General features: G+C 74.8%; 17 protein-coding genes. 4 read left to right on the top strand and 13 right to left on the bottom strand.

Annotated elements, in window-relative coordinates; translation table 11 throughout:
* The first annotated feature begins 106 nt into the window (after positions 1 to 106).
* Entirely contained in the window at positions 107 to 1,387 is a 1,281-nt protein-coding gene (locus tag ACFVIU_RS27370; protein WP_385845724.1) for a DUF1266 domain-containing protein, read from the top strand.
* Here the strand turns inward: ACFVIU_RS27370 and ACFVIU_RS27365 are convergent.
* The 5 genes from ACFVIU_RS27365 to ACFVIU_RS27345 are packed head-to-tail and all read right to left on the bottom strand — an operon-like array spanning position 1,380 to position 5,860.
* Positions 1,380 to 3,158: an ABC transporter ATP-binding protein gene (locus tag ACFVIU_RS27365; RefSeq protein ID WP_385845723.1), complete on the bottom strand. Its 1,779-nt coding sequence runs from the start codon at positions 3,156 to 3,158 to the stop codon at positions 1,380 to 1,382. The two genes, ACFVIU_RS27370 and ACFVIU_RS27365, sit on opposite strands and share 8 nt — an antisense overlap.
* Entirely contained in the window at positions 3,155 to 3,580 is a 426-nt protein-coding gene (locus tag ACFVIU_RS27360; protein WP_385845722.1) for a lasso peptide biosynthesis B2 protein, read from the bottom strand. Before ACFVIU_RS27360 ends, ACFVIU_RS27365 begins: the two co-directional genes overlap by 4 nt.
* Positions 3,577 to 3,831 (bottom strand): lasso peptide biosynthesis PqqD family chaperone, encoded by a 255-nt coding sequence (locus ACFVIU_RS27355; protein WP_385845720.1) that lies wholly within the window; start codon positions 3,829 to 3,831, stop codon positions 3,577 to 3,579. Before ACFVIU_RS27355 ends, ACFVIU_RS27360 begins: the two co-directional genes overlap by 4 nt.
* A 36-nt stretch (positions 3,832 to 3,867) precedes the next feature.
* The gene (locus tag ACFVIU_RS27350) at positions 3,868 to 5,715 is read right to left on the bottom strand and encodes a lasso peptide isopeptide bond-forming cyclase (protein WP_385845719.1); all 1,848 of its coding nucleotides are present in this window, start codon (positions 5,713 to 5,715) and stop codon (positions 3,868 to 3,870) included.
* A 34-nt stretch (positions 5,716 to 5,749) separates the two neighbouring features.
* Positions 5,750 to 5,860: a keywimysin-related RiPP gene (locus ACFVIU_RS27345; RefSeq protein WP_184966700.1), complete on the bottom strand. Its 111-nt coding sequence runs from the start codon at positions 5,858 to 5,860 to the stop codon at positions 5,750 to 5,752.
* Between the two features lie 479 nt (positions 5,861 to 6,339).
* Here ACFVIU_RS27345 and ACFVIU_RS27340 point away from each other — a divergent pair, with 479 nt between their 5' ends.
* Complete coding sequence (locus tag ACFVIU_RS27340; protein WP_385845718.1) at positions 6,340 to 6,981, top strand: methyltransferase family protein; 642 nt, start codon at positions 6,340 to 6,342, stop codon at positions 6,979 to 6,981.
* Positions 6,982 to 7,009: 28 nt separating this feature from the next.
* On the opposite strand, the gene ACFVIU_RS27335 is transcribed toward ACFVIU_RS27340, so the two are convergent.
* The 8 genes from ACFVIU_RS27335 to ACFVIU_RS27300 form a co-directional block, all read right to left on the bottom strand.
* A complete protein-coding gene (locus tag ACFVIU_RS27335) occupies positions 7,010 to 8,425 on the bottom strand; it encodes an amino acid permease (RefSeq protein WP_385845716.1) in 1,416 nt (471 codons plus the stop codon).
* Positions 8,426 to 8,613: 188 nt separating this feature from the next.
* Positions 8,614 to 9,273: a GntR family transcriptional regulator gene (locus tag ACFVIU_RS27330; RefSeq protein ID WP_385845715.1), complete on the bottom strand. Its 660-nt coding sequence runs from the start codon at positions 9,271 to 9,273 to the stop codon at positions 8,614 to 8,616.
* Positions 9,274 to 9,333: 60 nt separating this feature from the next.
* Complete coding sequence (locus tag ACFVIU_RS27325) at positions 9,334 to 10,335, bottom strand: proline racemase family protein (RefSeq protein ID WP_385845714.1); 1,002 nt, start codon at positions 10,333 to 10,335, stop codon at positions 9,334 to 9,336.
* A gap of 15 nt (positions 10,336 to 10,350) precedes the next feature.
* Entirely contained in the window at positions 10,351 to 11,262 is a 912-nt protein-coding gene (locus ACFVIU_RS27320) for a dihydrodipicolinate synthase family protein (RefSeq protein WP_385845712.1), read from the bottom strand.
* Between the two features lie 30 nt (positions 11,263 to 11,292).
* Positions 11,293 to 12,708: an FAD-dependent oxidoreductase gene (locus ACFVIU_RS27315; RefSeq protein WP_385845711.1), complete on the bottom strand. Its 1,416-nt coding sequence runs from the start codon at positions 12,706 to 12,708 to the stop codon at positions 11,293 to 11,295.
* Positions 12,701 to 13,003, bottom strand: a complete 303-nt coding sequence (locus tag ACFVIU_RS27310) for a (2Fe-2S)-binding protein (protein ID WP_385845710.1) — start codon at positions 13,001 to 13,003, stop codon at positions 12,701 to 12,703. The genes ACFVIU_RS27315 and ACFVIU_RS27310 overlap by 8 nt, the downstream gene beginning before the upstream one ends.
* Entirely contained in the window at positions 13,000 to 14,190 is a 1,191-nt protein-coding gene (locus tag ACFVIU_RS27305) for an NAD(P)/FAD-dependent oxidoreductase (RefSeq protein ID WP_385845708.1), read from the bottom strand. The genes ACFVIU_RS27310 and ACFVIU_RS27305 overlap by 4 nt, the downstream gene beginning before the upstream one ends.
* A 226-nt stretch (positions 14,191 to 14,416) precedes the next feature.
* The gene (locus ACFVIU_RS27300) at positions 14,417 to 15,502 is read right to left on the bottom strand and encodes a M12 family metallopeptidase (RefSeq protein WP_385845707.1); all 1,086 of its coding nucleotides are present in this window, start codon (positions 15,500 to 15,502) and stop codon (positions 14,417 to 14,419) included.
* A 94-nt stretch (positions 15,503 to 15,596) separates the two neighbouring features.
* Between ACFVIU_RS27300 and ACFVIU_RS27295 the strand changes: the two genes are divergently transcribed.
* Positions 15,597 to 17,318 (top strand): LuxR C-terminal-related transcriptional regulator, encoded by a 1,722-nt coding sequence (locus tag ACFVIU_RS27295; RefSeq protein WP_385845706.1) that lies wholly within the window; start codon positions 15,597 to 15,599, stop codon positions 17,316 to 17,318.
* 17 nt (positions 17,319 to 17,335) lie between these two features.
* Positions 17,336 to 17,485 carry a hypothetical protein gene (locus tag ACFVIU_RS27290; RefSeq protein WP_385845704.1) on the top strand — a complete coding sequence of 50 codons (150 nt, stop codon included), beginning with the start codon at positions 17,336 to 17,338 and terminating at the stop codon, positions 17,483 to 17,485.
* The last annotated feature ends 95 nt before the right edge of the window (positions 17,486 to 17,580 follow it).

The raw sequence follows: 17,580 nt of genomic DNA, 5'->3' as shown, positions 1-17,580 counted from the left end.
TGACGTGCACCGACGTCCACCCCGCCGAGGCCGTCGGCGGTGCGTCTCCTAACATGACCACGCCAGTCAAGTCGCCTCAGCGCGTCGGAAGTTGAAAAGGGTGAACATGTCGTTCGGTCCGCCATCCGCCGGGTTCGGGCCCGCGAGGCCGCATCCGCCGACTCCACCCGCCCCCTCCCCGCAGGTCTGGACTCCGCCGACCGCTGTCGAACAGGCCCTCTTCGAGGCCAAGTCACGGGAGGACTGGGCGGCCTACTTCGACACACTCGCGGACAGCCGGCTGTACTTCGAGATACGGCGCGACGGCGCGGACGCCCGGCCGAGCCGGACCATCCCCGTCTTCGGACACGATCCCCGGGTCGCCGGCGGCCGGATCTGGCCCGTGTACACGGAGGGCATGCTGCCCGTGCCGGACCCGCAGCGGGTGCTCGACTGGCAGAGCCTCGACTGGTTCGCCCGGGTGTGGGAGCCCAGCGATCCGCCCGTGATCGTGGTCAACCCGGGCAGCCCCTGCGAGGCGTTCCTGCCCTCCGCGCCGCCGCACTCGGCCGCCTGGGCGCAGCACACGGCCGAGGGTCCGCTGAACCGCGCGAGGGTGCGCACACTCCGGTTCGGCGGGCCCCTGGAGGGACCCGTCGCTCAGGGGCTCGCCTGCGGCGCGCTGCTGGTCGTGCGGTACGGCTTCCCCTGGAACGCGATGGCGTATCACGGCAACGGCTATCCCCAGGAACGCCGGACCCTCCAGGAGTGGTGGGGCGTCACCAGCCGGGAGGAGTGGCAGGAACAGCAGCGCGCCCTGCTCGACCCGGACGGCGCCAACCCCGTCTGGGAGTTCGCCCTCGGGCTGCGCCGTACGATCGCCCGCGACTTCGGCGGCCATGTCGACACCGCCTACTGGCGGGACGCGGTCGCCCGGGTGCTGCGGGCCCGTACGGGCGGCGAGACCGTCCTCACTCCGGACGGCGTCACCACCACGCCCGCCGTCCCCGAGGCGGAGACGGAGGCACGGATCAAGGGGGTTCAGCATCTCGTCGGGCGCATCACCCGCTACGAAGCACGCTTCCGGGCCGACGGGATCCTCGACGAGAACCGGTTCGTCACCTCCGTGGACGCCTGGAACTTCGGGCGGGCCTCGGGCATGGCCCGCTGGGGACTGGGCTCCCGGTACTGCTCCCTCCAGGAGGCCGAGGCCGCCGTCATCGAGGCGGGCCGGGCCTCCGCGCGGTCGTACAAGTCCTGGCGGGACTTCGCCGCCGGCTACATCCTGGGCCGCTGCCTGCACTTCGACGACGAGGAGTTCGGGGAGTGGTACACCGACATGGTCGACCTGCACCGGCTCCTGATGTCCGACCCGGACAGTCCGTGGCTCACCGTTCCCTTCAAGTGACGGGGGCCGGGCGCAGCATCTGGGCTCTGGCCAGGCTGCGGTAGACCGGGCTGGTGGTCAGCAGGTCCTCGTGGCGTCCGCAGGCCGTGACGCGGCCCTCGTCCAGGACGACGATCCGGTCCGCGTGCTGGACCGTGGAGAGCCGGTGGGCGATGACGAGGACCGCGCACTCCTCGGTGACGTCCCGCAGGGCGGCCGTGAGCGCGGCCTCGTTGAGGGCGTCGAGATGCGACGTGGGCTCGTCCAGGAGCAGCAGGGCCGGGCGGGTGAGCAGGGCGCGGGCCAGGGCGACGCGCTGGCGCTCACCGCCGGACAGGGTGGCCCCGTGCTCGCCGACCGCGCCGTGCAGCCCGCCGGGCAGCCGCTCGGCCAGCTGCTCCAGCCGGGCCAGCCGGACCACCCGGCGCACCTCGTCGTCCGTGGCGTCCGGGCGACCGTAGGCGATGTTGTCGTACAGCGTGCCCTGGACGACCTGGCTGCCCTGGTCGACCAGGGCGAGCTGGTTCCGGCAGGCGGCGCGGCCGAGGTCCGGCGCCGGGTGCCCGTGGAAGCGCAGCAGCCCGCTGTCGGGCTCGTAGAACCGGGCGATCAGCGCGAACACCGTGCTCTTGCCCGCCCCGGAGAGGCCGACGAGCGCGACCTGGTGCCGCTGCGGCACGGTGAAGGAGACACCGCGCAGCACCGGCCGGCCCGGCCGGTAGCTGAAGTGCACGTCCTCCAGCGTGAGGGCAGGGACGTCGGCCTGGGGCCGGGAGAAGGGCGGGGCTGCGAGCCCGGTGGGCTCCACCGGCAGCTCCAGGGTCTCCTCGATCCGCAGCTGGGCGCCCATGCCCCGCTGGATCAGACCGACCGCGCGGAACACCGACGACAGGGGCACCACGAGGTAGGACGCGTACAGCAAGAACGCGACCAGGTCGCCCAGCGAGTGCCCGCTGCCGTGCACGCGCAGCCCGCCGATGACGAGGACCAGCAAGAAGGAGCCCTGTACGGCGAGTTCCACCGCGCTGCTCATCACCGCCGCGAACCGCGCGGCGCGCACCCCGGCCGCGCAGGCGTCGTCGACCCGGGCCCCGATGCGGGCCGCCTCGCGCGATTCCGCGCGGTACACCCGGACCATGGGCAGGGCGCCCAGGGCCCGTTCGAGGTCGGCGGCGACCGCGCCCACGGACGTCTGCATCCGCTCGGCCGCGCTGCGGATGCCCTGGAGCAGCAGGGTGACCACGGCCGCGGCGGTGGCCACGGTCGCGGCGACCAGCAGGAGCAGCAGCGGGTCGAGCCACGCCATCAGGGCGAGCGCGCCGGCCGCGACCAGAGCCCCGGTGACCAGGTCGACCAGGGCCTGGGCGACGACCTCGCGCAGCAGGGTGGTGTCGGCGGTCACCCGCGCGATCAGATCACCGCCGCGCTGGTGGTCGTACTCCCGCATCTCCAGCCGCAGCAACCGCCCCACCAGGGTGTGGCGCAGCTGGCGTACGACGCCTTCGCCCGTCCGCTCCAGCAGGAACCGGCCGACGGCGCCGGTCGCGGCCTCCGCGGCGAACAGGGCGGCGAGCAGCAGCAGCGGCGGCCACAGCGGCTGCCGCCCGCCGCTCGCGTCCACCACCCGCTTGGCCAGCAGCGGCTGGGCGAGCCCGAGCGCCGACGCCGCCAGCGACAGCACGGTGGCGGCGGCGATCGCCCCGCGGTGCCGGCCGACCAGCCGCCAGACGGCGAGGACCGCGGCCCGCGTGGACCGGCCGGTGGTGGCACCGCGCTCGGCGCTCGCCGTCATCGGGGGACCGGGCCGACGGAGATCAGCCGGGCGAAGTAGTCGTCGGGCAGGTCCTCGCCGACCGGCCGGCCCTCCGCCTCGATCCAGGCGTGGGCGGTGAAGGGCGGGACCACGCTCGCCCCCGTGCACCAGGTCGGCCAGCTGCCGCCCAGCCGGCACAGCAGGGCGGCGCCGAGGGAGCGCGGCAGACAGCCCTTGGGGCTCGCACAGCGCAGGCTCACCGCGCACAGGGCGTCCCGGGCGCCCTGTGCCTGGTCCGCGGTGGCGGGCCCGGCGCCCCGGCGCAGCAGCTGGAGGGCGGCGCGGATGCGGCGGGGCGGCAACAGGGCCAGCAGCAGGGCCGGGAAGAGGACCAGGCGGGCGGCCAGCCGCCGGCCGAGCGGAACGTCGTACGGCCGTTGCAGGGCGCTGGGCGTGCTCATGCGGCCAGCCCGCCGGCACGCAGCTGCTGCACCAGCGCGAAGACGTCGGCCCGCGCCCGGTCGGCGTCGACGTCGAACGCCTCGGTGACCGCCGCGGCCGCGGCCGCCTCGTCACCGCCCGCCATGAGGGTGTCCACGACCAGGGTCGCGGTCGGGTTCAACTCCCAGTACTCTCCGGTGCGTTGGTCGAGGAGGACGGTGCCGTAGTCGGTCTTCGCGGTGCAGACGTCGGCTCCGAACCGCAGTGCCATGGCGGTGCTCCCTTTCGTTCGGCTTCACGTCACGGTTCATGCGAGGGCGCTGCGGCCCGTACGGTCCAGCGCGCGCAGCCACACCTCCACGGCGATGGTCGAGTAGAGGACGGCCTCCCGCAGCTGACGGGTGGCGGGCCGTTCCGCCAGGCGGCGCAGCGCGGCGGCGTCGACCAGCCCCAGTTGGGCCAGCCGCGAGTCCTCCCACAGCGCCATGAGGTCGCCGCGGTGGCGGCGCAGCCCGTCGGCCGCGTCCATGGCGGCGGCCGCCTTGGTGGTCCGGCGCAGGCACTCCTCGGGTACGACACCGTGCATGGCCTCGGTCAGCAGCGGCTTGTACCGCCAGGGCGAGACGCGTTCCTCGGGACGCACGGCGAGGCAGGTCTCGATGACCCGGTCGTCCAGGAACGGTGAGGCCATGGGGAGCCCGTGGCGGGCGGCCATGTGGTCCCACTGCCGGACGATGCGGGTGCAGTCGCGGATCTGCTCCAGGTCGGTGTGCAGTCCGCGGTCCGGGTGCAGGGGCTGTGCCTGCCGGGCGGCCGTCCGCAGCGCGGTGCGGGCCAGCTGCTCGGCCTCGGGGGTGACCCAGCCGAACAGCCGCGGGCTCATACCCCAGCCCAGGCTGGTGGTCACCGTCGGGGGCAGCGGGTCGCGCAGCCGGTGCTCGGCGTCCGCGAGCCAGGTGCCGTACGGCCGGGAGTCGGCCAGGGCGCCGAGCAGCGGGCCGAGCGGCCACTGCCACAGGGCCCGGAAGCCGCGCAGCTGCCGCAGGGCGAACAGCGGGCGGCGGCGCGCCAGCCGGTGGTAGTACGCCTCGGAGCACCAGGCCACGTGGTCGCCGCCGATGCCGGTCAGATGCACCCGGCTGCCCCGCTCGGCCAGTGCGGGCAGATGGTGCAGGACCCGGGCGCGGTCCATGACACCGATGGTGGGCTCGTCCAGTACGTCGTCGATGCCGAGCAGTCCGGTGTAGACGAGGGGGGACTCCTCGGGGTCCCAGACCACGTGCTCGACGTCCGGCAGGGCGGCGGCGGCCCGCCGCGCCCAGTGCAGATCGGTGTCGGCCGGGTCGCGGCCCGGCCAGGTGGACGCGATGACGCGGGCCGGCGAGCGGTCGGCGAGGAAGCAGACGGAGGTGGAGTCCAGCCCGCCGGAGAGGTCGCAGCTGACGGTGGAGCCGGGCCGGGTGCGGGCGCCGACGGCCGCGGTGAGGGCCTCGCGGACCCGGGGTGCGGCGGTGCGCAGGGGGACGACGGGCTCCGGCGGGGTCCACCAGCGGGAGTGGCGGAAACCGGTCCCGTCCGGGTCGAGGATGAGTGCGTCGTGCGGGGCGACCGGGGTGACACCGGGCCACAGCGGCGCGTCGGACAGGGGGTGCGGGACCGGCCACAGCAGTCGTACGGCCAGCTGTTCCCGGTCGGGTTCGGCGCCGAGGGCGCGGGCCAGCAGGTCGGCGCGGGTCGCTGCCACCCGGGTTCCGGCGAGCCGGGCGTGCCAGACCAGCCGGAGGCCGGAGGCCGTGCCCTGCACCCGGATCCGGCCGTCGAGGGCGGCCACCAGGTGACAGCTGCCGGACAGCGAGCGTGCCCACGCGTCCAGGGCGGCGAGGTCCCGCAGGGAGCGCGCCACCCGCTCCAGTTCGGTGGCGGTGGCGGAGACACAGCCGACGAGGGCGAGGGTGGCGGGACCGACCCGCGCGCTGACGATCTCCTGGTCGTCCCAGTGGCCGACCAGCCAAGGCCGGCCCGAGGGGTGGTCGAGGGTGCGGGTGCCGGGGCGGGCGAGCGAGCGGGCCACGGCGGCCGCGTCCGCGCGGTCTGCGAAGACCGCGAAGTGCGTGGCGCCGGGGCCCGTTCCCGCCGTTACGTGCGGATCAGCCATGAGGTCGGTTCAGGACCGTCGTCCGGCTGCCGGTTCAGTTCTTGCTCAGGATGAGACGGTCGTTGCCGGAGCGCTGGAGCAGTCCGGTCTCCTTGCGGAAGGAGCCCAGTCGGACAAGGGTCGGCGCTTCGTATGCCTTCTTCATGCCTTGTTCTCCTAACGGGGTGTGGTCCGCCCGCCGAGGGGCGGCTCCTCACCAGGTAGCCGGGGTTCGGGGTGGCGTCGCAAGGCGGAGAAGAACAGTCATATTGTCGGGAAATGGCGGCTCTTGAGGCTCTGTTCGAGTGCCGAGCGCATGCCCTGTGCCGACTCGGGAGCGGCAGCGGGCGAGGGACGGGGCGTGGCGGAACGTTTCCAGGTGGGCCGGACGCCGGCGGCGCGCCCGGGCTTCCGGCGGAGCGGCGGGGGAGCCGCCGGGGGCGCTCCGGGGCCGGGACGCAAATCCGGACGGCCCGGTTCCGGCGGGTGTCGCCCGGTGCGCCCCACTGCCGGCCGGCCCGGGCCGCCCGGTCCTCGTCGTTCGCCCGCCGCGTCCTCTCCACCCGTGGGTGGAGTCGGACGGCAGGTTCTCCATCGACCCGTGGGTGCTGGTGATCCACTGCGGCCGAGGAGCAGTCTTGACGCATGGCCTCTCTGCACACGGCACTCGCCGTGACCATCAGTGTCTGCGCCGCGGTCTTCGTCGTGGCGTGGATCGTCGGCGCCGTCTACTTCGGTGGGCGGCGGTCCCGTGCCCCCGACCGGTGGCGCGGCCTGGGGCGCGAGCTGCCGCGCCGGCTGCTGCTGATCGCGGGAGTCTTCGCGTTCTCGGTGCTGGTCAGACATACCCAGGGCTTCTGGCGCCGGCTGGAGTACTGGCAGCCGGGGCTGGCGGTGTTCGGGGCCCTGCTCGCGATCGCCTCCACCGCCCTGCTGCTGTGGGCCCGCTGGGTCCTCGGCACCATGTGGGCCAGCGTGCCGACGGTCCAGGAACACCACGAGCTGCGGACCGACGGCCCCTATCGGCTGGTCCGCCATCCCATCTACACCGGGCTGCTCGGCCTGATCACCGGCGCCATGCTCGGCTTCGGCTTCGGCGTATGGGCGGGCGCCCTGGCGGTGGCCGTGCCCTGGCTGCTGCGGCGGGTCCGGGTTGAGGACGCCCTGATGGCCGGCCGGTTCGGCGCCTCCTACGACGCCTACCGCGCCGAGGTCCCGGCCCTGATCCCTCATATACGCATGGGCTCCGGGACCGGCCCCGGCCACGCCGGCACCGGGGCGCGGTAGCCCGGCGCCGGCGTGGCCGGGGAGGCGGCTACGACTGCTGGAGCTGCTGCTGCCGCTGCCGTCGGGCGGCCAGCACCGCGTAGACGATCACCCCGACGAACAGGAACAGCACACCCTGGTACACCGCCGCATAGCCGGCCCCGGCCATCAGCCAGATCGAGAAGGCCGCGGCCACCGCCGTGATCACCGAGTCCCGCAGCAGCCGGCCCCGGTCGACGGAGCCGGGGCGGCCCGAGACCAGATGGAAGATCTGGGCGGCGGTGGCCAGCAGGTACGGCACGGTCGCGGTGAACGTGGTGACGAGGACCAGGACGTCGAAGACCTTCGCCGACCCCGAGAAGTAGTTGTAGGCGGTGAGCAGGGAGGAGAGGACCACCGTGACGGTGACACCGACGATCGGCACGCCCCGGCTGCGGCGGGCGAAGGCGGCCGGGAAGAGACCGTCCCGGGCGGCGGCGTACGGCGTCTGGGCGCTCAGCAGGGTCCAGCCGTTGAGGCAGCCGGTCATGGACACCAGCGCGGCCAGCGCCACGGCCGTACCGCCCCAGGCGCCGCCGACCATGGTGTTCACGGCGTCGGAGAACGGCGCGGTGGAGGACACCAGACGGTCGTGCGGGACCGTGCCGAACACGGACAGCGTGCCCAGCAGATACACCAGCGCGGCGCCGGCGGTGCCGATGACGGTGGCGCGCCCCACGTTCCGGCGGGCGTCCCTGACCTCGCCCGCGCTGACCGCGGCGGACTCCACCCCGAGGTAGGAGAAGAGCAGCAGGGCGGCGGAGGCGGACACCGCGCCGACCGCGCTGTGTCCGCTGGAGTTGAACGGGCCGAGCCGGGAGGGGTCGAAGAAGAACAGTCCGCCGACGGCGACGAGCAGCAGCGGCACGAACTTCAGCACCGTGGACACCAGCTGCACGGCGCCCACATAGCGGGTCCCGGCGAAGTTGGCGAGCGCGGGCAGCCATTGCAGGGCCAGCGCGGCCAGGCACGCGGTCCACCGGTGGTGGTTGACCGGGATCAGCACGTCCAGATAGCCGACGGCGGCCACGGCCAGCGCGGCGTTGGACACCCAGGTGGTGATCCAGTACGCCCAGGCGGCGAGGAATCCGGCGAAGTCGCCGAACGCCTCGCGGGCGTAGACGTAGGGCCCGCCGGTGCGCGGGTCGCGGGCCGCGAGGCGGCCGAAGACCAGGGCGAGGGCGATGGCCCCGACGGTCAGCACGCCGAAGGCGACCAGGCTGACCGTGCCGAAGGGGGCGATGGAGGCAGGGAGGAGGAAGATGCCGCCGCCGATGATGTTGCCCATGACCAGGGCGGTGGCGACGGGCAGCCCGAACCGGCGGGCATGGCGGCTGGCGGTGGTGCCGTGGGGGTCCCCGGCGGAGGCCGTGGGGAGCTCCGTAGGGGCCGGAGCCGACTGCGGGACGGTTCCCGTGCTGTGCATGGGTGCTGCGCCTCTCATGGAACTGACGTTCCCGGGATCGCCGGGACGCGCCCATGGTCGGGGATGCCCCGGTCTGGCTCAAAATCGCCGCTTCTTGTCCCGCGAAGCCCGCTCGACCAGGGAAAAAACGTGGTGGGGCAGGTCCCGGGCCGCGAGATGTCCTGCGGCGCCGCGCGGTGGCCCGTCCGTCACTCCGACGCTGCCCACAGGCTCCTGACGTGCCCGAGATGCCGGGTCATGACCGCCTGCACGGCCTGCTCGTCGCGGTCCAGCAGGGCGTCGAGGAGTTCCAGGTGCTCCTCGGCCGAGGCGAGCAGCCGGCCCGCCTCGACCAGCGCGGTCAGACCGTAGAGCCGGGAGCGCCCCCGCAGATCGGCGACGACCTCGACCAGATGGGCGTTGCCCGCCAGGGCGAGCAGGCCCAGGTGGAAGCGGGTGTCGGCCTCGACATAGGCGATCAGATCGCCGGCCGCCGCCGCGGCGACGATCTCCCGGGCCGCCGGGCGGAGCGCCTCCAGCGAGACCCGGTCCGCGGTGCGGGCCAGCCCGGCCACGGTCGGGATCTCGATCAGGGCGCGGATCTGGGTGTACTCGTCCAGCTGCTGGTCGGAGACGGCGGTCACCCGGAAGCCCTTGTTGGGCACCGTGTCGACCAGCCCCTCCTTGGCCAGGTCCAGCATCGCCTCGCGCACCGGGGTCGCCGAGACACCGAAGCGGGCGGCGAGCGAGGGTGCCGAGTAGACCTCGCCCGGCCGCAGCTCGCCCGCGATCAGCGCGGCGCGCAGCGCGTCGGCGACCCGCTCCCGGTAGCTGCTCCGCCGGCCGCCCAGCCGGGGGAGCGCGGGCATCCCGGCATCCCGCCCCTGTTGTGCCATGTCACGCATCACCCGGTGAGTCTAGAGGACACCTCAGAGCACGAACCCCTGCGGAAACGGGTCGGTCGGGTCCAGGAGGTACTGGGCGGTGCCGGTGATCCAGGCGCGGCCGGTGAAGCTGGGCAGCACCGCCGGGATGCCGGCCACCTCGGTCGTCCCGAGCAGCCGGCCGGTGAACCGGGTGCCGATGAAGGACTCGTTCACGAACTCGGTGTCCAGCGGGAGTTCGCCGCGCGCGTGGAGCTGCGCCATGCGTGCGCTGGTGCCGGTGCCGCACGGGGAGCGGTCGAACCAGCCCGGGTGGATGACCATGGCGTGCCGGGAGTGCCGCGCGGTGGCCCCGGGGGCGTAGAGGTGGACATGGTGGCAGCCGCGGATGGAGGCGTCCTGCGGATGCACCGGCTCCGCCGCCGAGTTGATCGCCTCCATCAGGGAGAGCCCGGCCGCGAGGATGTCGTCCTTGCGCGCCCGGTCGAAGGGCAGCCCGAAGGTGTCGAGCGGCAGGATGGCGTAGAAGTTGCCCCCGTAGGCCAGGTCGTAGCGGACCGTGCGGCCGTCGGGCAGGGTGATCTCGCGGTCCAGGCCCGCGGCGAACGACGGGACGTTGCGCAGGGTGACATGCCGGGCGGCGCCGTTCTCCACGGCCACCTCGGCGACCACGACACCCGCCGGGGTGTCGAGCCGGATCGTGGTCACCGGTTCCACGACCTCCACCATGCCGGTCTCCACCAGCACGGTGGCCACACCGATCGTGCCGTGTCCGCACATCGGCAGATAGCCGGAGACCTCGATGTAGATGACGCCCCAGTCGCAGTCGGGCCGGCTCGGCGGCTGGAGGATCGCACCGCTCATCGCGGAGTGACCGCGCGGTTCGTTCATCAGCAACTGCTTGATGTGATCGCGGTGTTCCCGGAAGTACAGCCGCCGTTCGTTCATCGTCGCACCGGGCACGGTGCCGATGCCGCCGGTGATCACCCGGGTCGGCATGCCCTCGGTGTGGGAGTCGACGGCGTGCAGGACGAGTCTGCTGCGCACTCTGTGGCCTCCTGGTCAGACGAGCCCTGCGGCGACGGCCTTCTCGGTGGCCGCGCGGACCGCGGCCTGCTGCTCCGGCAGCAGCGGGACGCGCGGCGGGCGCACCGGTCCGCCGTACCGCCCGACGACGTCCATCGACAGCTTGATCGCCTGCACGAACTCCACCCGGGAGTCCCAGCGCAGCAGCGGGTGCAACTGCCGGTAGAGGGGGAGCGCGGTGCCGAGGTCGCCGGAGACCGCGGCCCGGTACAGCTCGGCCGAGGCCCGGGGGAGCGCGTTGGGGTAGCCGGCCACCCAGCCCTTGGCGCCCGCCACGGCCAGCTCCAGCAGGACGTCGTCGGCGCCGATCAGCAGATCGAGTTCCGGGGCGAGTTCGGCGATGCGGTAGGCGCGGCGGACGTCGCCGGAGAACTCCTTCACCGCATGGATGTGTCCCTCGCCGTGCAGCCGGGCGAGGAGTTCGGGCACCAGGTCGACCTTGGTGTCGATCGGGTTGTTGTACGCCACCACCGGCAGCCCCGCCCCGGCCACCTCCGCGTAGTGGGCGAGTACGGCACGCTCGTCGGCGCGGTAGGCGTTGGGCGGCAGCAGCATCACCGCCGCACAGCCGGCCTCGCCCGCCTGGTCGGCCCAGCGGCGCGCCTCCGCCGAGCCGTACGCGGCGACGCCCGGCATCACCCGCTCGCCGCCGATCGCGGCCACGGCGGTGCGCACCACGCGGGCGCGCTCCTCGGGGGTGAGCACCTGGTACTCGCCGAGGGAGCCGTTCGGTACGACGCCGTCGCAGCCGTTCGCCACCAGCCAGGCGCAGTGCTCGGCGTAGCGGTCCAGGTCGACGGAGAGGTCGGCGCGCAGGGGGAGCGCGGTGGCGACGAGGATGCCGCGCCAGGGGCGGTGCTCGGCGCGGAGGGCAGGTGAGTCCGTCATGGGATCCCTCACTCGGTAGCGTGTGACATATTACTGATCGGTCTGATCGGGCTGCTGTTCCGGCAGGTCGGCCAGGACGCCGAGCGGTACCGGGCGGACGAACGGCCGCCGCCCCGGGGTGAGCGGGCAGCCGGTCAGCCCGGCCACTCCGGGCCCGCACACCCGGCCCTGGCACCAGCCCATTCCGGCCCGGGTGAGCAGCTTGACGGTACGCAGGTCACCGGCGCCGAGGGTGCTCGTGGCCGTACGGACCTCGCCGGCGGTGACCTCCTCGCAGCGGCACACCACGGTGTCGTCGGTGACCTGCTCCGCCCAGCCCGCCGGCGGCGTGTACACCGGCTCGAGCGCCGCGAAGAAGGCGCGCAGCCGGGTCCGGGCGCGGGCGGCGGCGGCCCAGCGCCGCGGGTCGGGCGCGGTGCCGTGCAGCCGGGCCGCGATCGAGCGCCCGGCGATGTGCCCCTCGGCGAGCGCGAGGGCCGCGCCGCCGACGCCGGTGGTCTCCCCGGCGGCCCAGACCCCCGGCACATCGGTGCGCTGCTCGTCGTCCACCCGGACGTCCGTGCCGGTCAGGGTGCAGCCGAGGGTCTCGGCGAGGTCGGTGTGCGGCAGCATGCCGTGGCCGACGGCGAGGGTGTCGCAGGCGATGCGCCGGGCGCTGCCGGGCCGGATCCGCCCGGTGCGGTCCAGGGCGGCCACGGTGACCGCCGTCAGCCGCTCGGTGCCGTGCGCCTCCACCACCGTGTGCCGGGGCAGCACGCGCACCCCGTGCCGCAGCAGCCGTCCCGCGTATCCGGCGCCCTCGGCGAGTTTGCCGGGCTGGGCGGCCAGGGCCGGTGCCCGGCGCAGCAGGGCCGTGGGATCGGCGGACTCCACCAGCGCCGCCACCCGCGCGCCCGCCGCGGCGAGTCCGGTGGCCACCGGCAGCAGCAGCGGTCCGGTGCCGGCGACCACGGCCCTGCGGCCGGGCAGCACCAGGCCGCCCTTGAGCATGGCCTGGGCGCCGCCCGCGGTGACCACCCCGGGCAGGGTCCATCCCGGGAAGGGCAGCACCCGCTCGTAGCCGCCGGTGGCGAGCAGGACGGCGTCGGCGTGCACGGTGACGCCCTCCTCCTGATCCGGGCCGCGCAGCGCGTGCACGGCGACGGATCCGGTCCCGGACGACAGCTCCGCACACCACACATGGTGATCGCTCAGATGGGTGATCCGCCCTGCCGCGCACTGCCGTTCCAGCCCGTCCCGCAGCCGCTCCCAGGTGCGCCACTGGTGGTGCAGGGCCTGCGGTCGGTGGGCGCCGAGCGCGGCGGCGGGCTGCCGGTAGAACTGCCCGCCGGCCCGGTCGGCGGCGTCGACGAGCGTGACCTGCACGCCCCGGGCGGCCGCCGCCAGCGCCCCGGCGAGACCCGCCGGGCCCGCCCCGACCACGGCGAGGCGCGGTGGTTCAGTCATCGTCCCGGCCCGTCCCCTCCTGGCTGCGGATCTCGTCGCCCGGCCGTGCGGGGACCAGACAAGCACGTTGGTTGGGACGGCCGTTGACCGTCACCAGGCAGTCGAAGCACACGCCGATCCCGCAGAACACCCCGCGGGGCCGGCCCGTGCGCCGGGTGCTGCGCCAGGACGTCACGCCCGCCGCCCACAGGGCCGCCGCGACCGTCTGGCCGGGCAGCGCCGTGATGAGCCGCCCGTCGAAGGTGAGGGTGCAGGGCTCGCCCGGTCGGGCCTTCGCCAACCGCAGGGGATTCACCGGGTCTCGCCTCCGTCCGTCGGACGCACCGGGCGCCGCCTTCCGTCCGTGTCGAACCGCTCCGGCCGGAACGGCGCCGGGTCCAGCCCGGGTGCGGTGCCGGTGAGGGACCGGGCGATCAACTGCCCGGTCCCGGTGGCCAGTCCGATGCCCGCGCCCTCGTGCCCGCACGCGTGGTACAGCCCGGGCGCCCGGGGGTCCGGGCCGATCGCCGGGAGGTGGTCGGGCAGATACGGCCGGAATCCCGCGTACGTCCGCAGCGCCCGCACCCGCCGCAGGAACGGGAAGAGTCCGACCGCCCCGGCCGCCAGCGCCCGTACCGCCGGGAGCGACAGCGAGCGGTCGAAGCCGACCCGTTCCCGGGTGGCGCCGATCAGCACCGGCCCGGCGGCCGTGCCCTCCACGACCGGCGAGGTGCGCAGTGCGGCCGAGTCGCTCGCCACGTCCGCCACATAGTCCGCGGCGTACACCTTGTGCCGCACCATCCGCGGCAGCGGCTCGGTGACCAGGACGAAGCCGCGCCGTGGCAGCACCGGCAGCCGGACGCCCGCGAGCGCGGCCAGCTCGCCGCCCCAGGTGCCGGCCGCGTTCACCACCGCCGGGGCGTGCAGGTCGCCGCGGTCGGTGCGGACGCCGCGGACCGAGCCGTCCGCCGCGCGCAGTACGCCGGTCACGGTCCGCCCGGTGTGCAGTGCGGCGCCGGATGCGCGCAGCAGCCGGGCGGCGGCCAGCGCGGGCATCACCTGGGCGTCCTGCGGATAGTGCACGCCGCCCGCCATGCCGGGGGCCAGATGGGGCTCCAGTGCGCGGAGTTCGTCCGGGCCGACCGGATCGGCCACGACCCCGGCGGCCCGTTGCCCCGCGGTGAAGTCCCGCAGTGCGTCCAGGGTCTCGGGGGACGAGGCGACGACGAGACCGCCCTTGGCCTCGTACTCGATCGCCGCCCCCAGCTCCTCGGCCAGCTCCGCCCACAACCGGGCCGACAGCAGGGCGAGTTCGAGTTCGGGGCCGGGTTCCTTGTCGGAGACGAGCAGGTTGCCCTCGCCCGCGCCGGTGGTGCCGCCGGCCACCGGGCCCCGGTCCACCACCGCCACGTCGAGGCCGGCCCGCGCGGCGTACAACGCACAGGCCGCGCCCACCATTCCGGCTCCGACGACCACGACATCGCAGGTCAGTCGCTTCGCCACGGCAGTACTATGTCACATGCCGCTGTTCTTGAGGAGAGGTCCGCTCAAGGAGACGTCGGTTCTTGAGGGGGCGTCGGTTCTTTGAGAGGGCGTCTTCAGTGCGGCCTCGCGCCCGCCGCGAAGGCCCCGGACACGCCGACGCGGCCGCGGACGTCACCTCCCCCGTAGGTGACGTCCGCGGCCGCTCCCCCGGCGCCGGACTGTGGTGCTGGTCGCCCGTGTGCCGTCACCAGCACATGACGGCTGTCTCCCCCGGCCCCCACGCGGAGTAGAGACGGACCCGGACGACATAGCGGCGGCCCATGACGAGCCGGACGCGGACGGCGGCGTTGTCCGGTGCGCCGCCGTCGTCGTGGCCGGCGAGGAAGCGCGGCTCCCCCTCCCGCTCCTCGAAGACCACGAGCACACGGTCCGCGTCGCCGAAGGTGCCCACGGTGTAGTCGCGGGTCTCCGGCGGTTCGATGACGAAGTCGGCCTGCTCACCCGGCCCGAGGGCCAGCGGAACCGACCGGAACGGCACCAGCGGGGCCGGCCCGGCCGGCTCCGCCGGCGGATACCAGCGGAGCACGAACTCCTTGTCCGCCGCCGACGGTGTGCCGGCCGGCCGCAGCCCCCCGCGGTACTGCTCCGGCTCCAGCACCAGCCCCGGCCCGATCGGCAACGTCATGACCGACTGCGGATCCCACACCGCGCCACCCGCCTCACCGGCGTCCAGCGCGCGCAGCACGTTCGTGTACGTCGTCTCCCGGCTCCAGTAGTTCGGCGGGCCCGCCAGCTCGGCGTACACGGCCTCGTCGTCCCAGTGGATCCCGGCGAACGGACTCTGGTGCTCGTGCACCATCCCGAGCGCATGCCCGATCTGGTGCAGCACCGCCCCTCGCTCCCCGGGCGGGGTCACGTCCCAGCCCAGGTTCATGGTGCGTTCCCCCCGGCCGACCGACAGCGCCTCCCGGCCCACCGCGGACCAGGAACCCCCGCCGGCCTGGAAGCCGATCCGCAGCTCCGCCTCGCCCCGGTCGCCGACCTCGGCGAAGGTGACGCCGATGCCGAGGTCCCGCCACTCGGCGAAGCACTCGCGGACCACGTCCCGCTGCTCCTTGCCGCCGGCCCACGGCACCCGGCGCAGCTCCCCAGTCCCGGGGACCGGGATCACCGAGGCGTCGGAGTCGGCGTCGAGGAAGCAGTAGTGCAGGACCGTGCTGTTGACCCACATCCGCCGCCCGGTGAGCAGGGCACCCAGCCGCCCGGCCGTCAGCCCCGGTCCGAAGGACGGGGCCGGCTGCCGCGGCAGCGAGCAGAGGCGTCGGGTCATGCGGCCAGCGTGCCCGGCCGCCGCGCCCGGCGCCTGAGTCGGCGGCTACTCAAGTCCCCCTGTATCAAATCCGAGTAGGCGGACTCCGGATGATGTGACGACTTACGAACCGGACGCGAGGACGCTGGAGCTGCCCTGGCCCTTCACCGGCCGGGACGACGAACTGGAGCTGGTGCGCGGCGCGACGGCCGCCGGCCGGCCCGGCATCGTGGTGACCGGGCCCGCCGGCCGCGGCAAGACCCGGCTGATCAGGGAGGCGGTCCGGGGCCTGGACCACGCCCTGGTCACCGGCACCCCCCAGGCCCGGCACCTGCCCTTCGCGGCGTTCGCCCACCTGCTGCCCGATCCGGTCTCGCCGCACCGCGCGGTGCGGATCCTGTCGGGCGTACGGCTGCTCGTGGTGGACGACGCCCATCTGCTGGACGAGGCCTCCGCCGCGCTGGTCCACCAGCTCGCCGCGCACGGCCGTACCCGGCTGGTCGTCGCCGCCACGGACGGCGTGCCCGCCCCGGGCGCGGTGTCCCGGCTGTGGACCGGGGAGCTGCTGCCCCGGCTGGAGCTGGCGCCGCTGTCCCGCGAGGACACCGCCCGGCTGCTGGCCGGTGCCGCGCTGGAACCGCTCACCGTGCGCCGCCTGCACCTCGGCTGCCGGGGCGATCTGCGGCTGCTGCGCGACCTCGTCGCCGCGCTCGGCGCGGCCGGGCGGCTGGTGGCGCTCCCCGGCACCGGCGAGCGGGCCTGGCGCGGAGCGCTGCCGGTCACCCCCGCGCTGCGGGAGCACCTGGCGGCGGCCCTGGAGCGGTCCGGCCCCGGCGAGCGCGAGACCCTCGAACGCCTCGCCTTCGCCGAGCCGTTGCCGCTGCCGCTGGACGGCCTCGACCTGGACGTCCTGGAACGGCTGGAGGCGGACGGCCTGGTCGAGGCCGCCGACGACGGCACCGTCACCCTCGCCAACCCCCTGCACGGCCCGGCCCTGCGCGCCACCACCGGGCCGCTCCGGGCCCGCCGGCTGTCCCGCGCGCCGGTCGCGCACGGCCCGGCCCTGGAGGTGGAACGGCGGCTGCTGGTACGGCGGATGGAGCAGCTGGACGTCCGTCCGGTGCCGGCGCCGGTGGGGGAGTGGCTGGTGGCGGAGGGCCGCCCGGTCCCGGCCGGGTACGCCGCCGTCCGCGCCCGGTTCGCCCGCCTGCGCGGGGAGCTGCGGGAGGCGGCGGCCTGGGCCCGGGAGGGGCTGCGGGAGGCCCCGAAGGACACCGGGTGCCGCATGGAACTGCGGCTGTCCGAAGGTCAGTTGAGCGAGTCCCGGGGTGACGACGTGTACGCCCGCTACGACGCCGTACGCCTCGGTGCGCCCGAGCGGGCCGCGGGGCGGCTGCCGACGGGCAGCGTGTTCGCCCGGCACGCCGAGGCGCTGGCCCGCGGGGACGCCGCCGCGCTGGAGCGGGTCGCCGAGGGGCTGGCGGAGCGGGGGTTCGCGCTGTTCGCGGCGGAGGCGTACGCACAGGCCGTACGGGTGCATCGCGATCCCCGGGCGGTGCGGCGGTCGCGCACCCGGGCGGTCGCGCTCGCCCGGTGCTGCCAGGGCGTGCGCACGCCGGCCCTGGACGGGCTGGTGCTCGGTGAACTCACCGCCCGGCAGCGGCAGATCGTGCGGCTGGCCGCGGAGGGGCTCAGCAACCGGGAGATCGCCGAGCGGCTGACGCTGTCGGTACGGACGGTGGGGAACCATCTCTACGGCGCGTACACCCGGCTCGGCACGGGGGACCGGGCGGCACTGGCCTGGCTGGTGGACACACCGGTGGGGGAGTCGGCGTAGGGCCACGGGCGTGCGGGGTGCTGGGCGCAGGATCCCGGGTGCGGGTGCGGGTGCGGGTGCGGGTGCGGGTGCGGGTGTGGTGGTGGTTGCTCGCGCAGTTCCCCGCGCCCCTGAAGGGCGCGGCCCTGGCTGAGACGGTGCGGCACACGGTGCCGAGGGCCGCCTAGTACTCCAGTCAGATTTCGTGTCCTGAGCTGGCTCTTTTTCGGTAGTGGCAGCGGCGGGCTGTGGCTTGGTGGCGTCTGCGCCAGTGGGACCAGTT

The sequence above is a fragment of the Streptomyces sp. NPDC127190 genome (assembly GCF_042672505.1).
Lineage (GTDB): Bacteria > Actinomycetota > Actinomycetes > Streptomycetales > Streptomycetaceae > Streptomyces.
The sequence above is the reverse complement of the archived record's forward strand: the minus strand, read 5'-3'. Positions and strand labels throughout refer to the sequence as shown.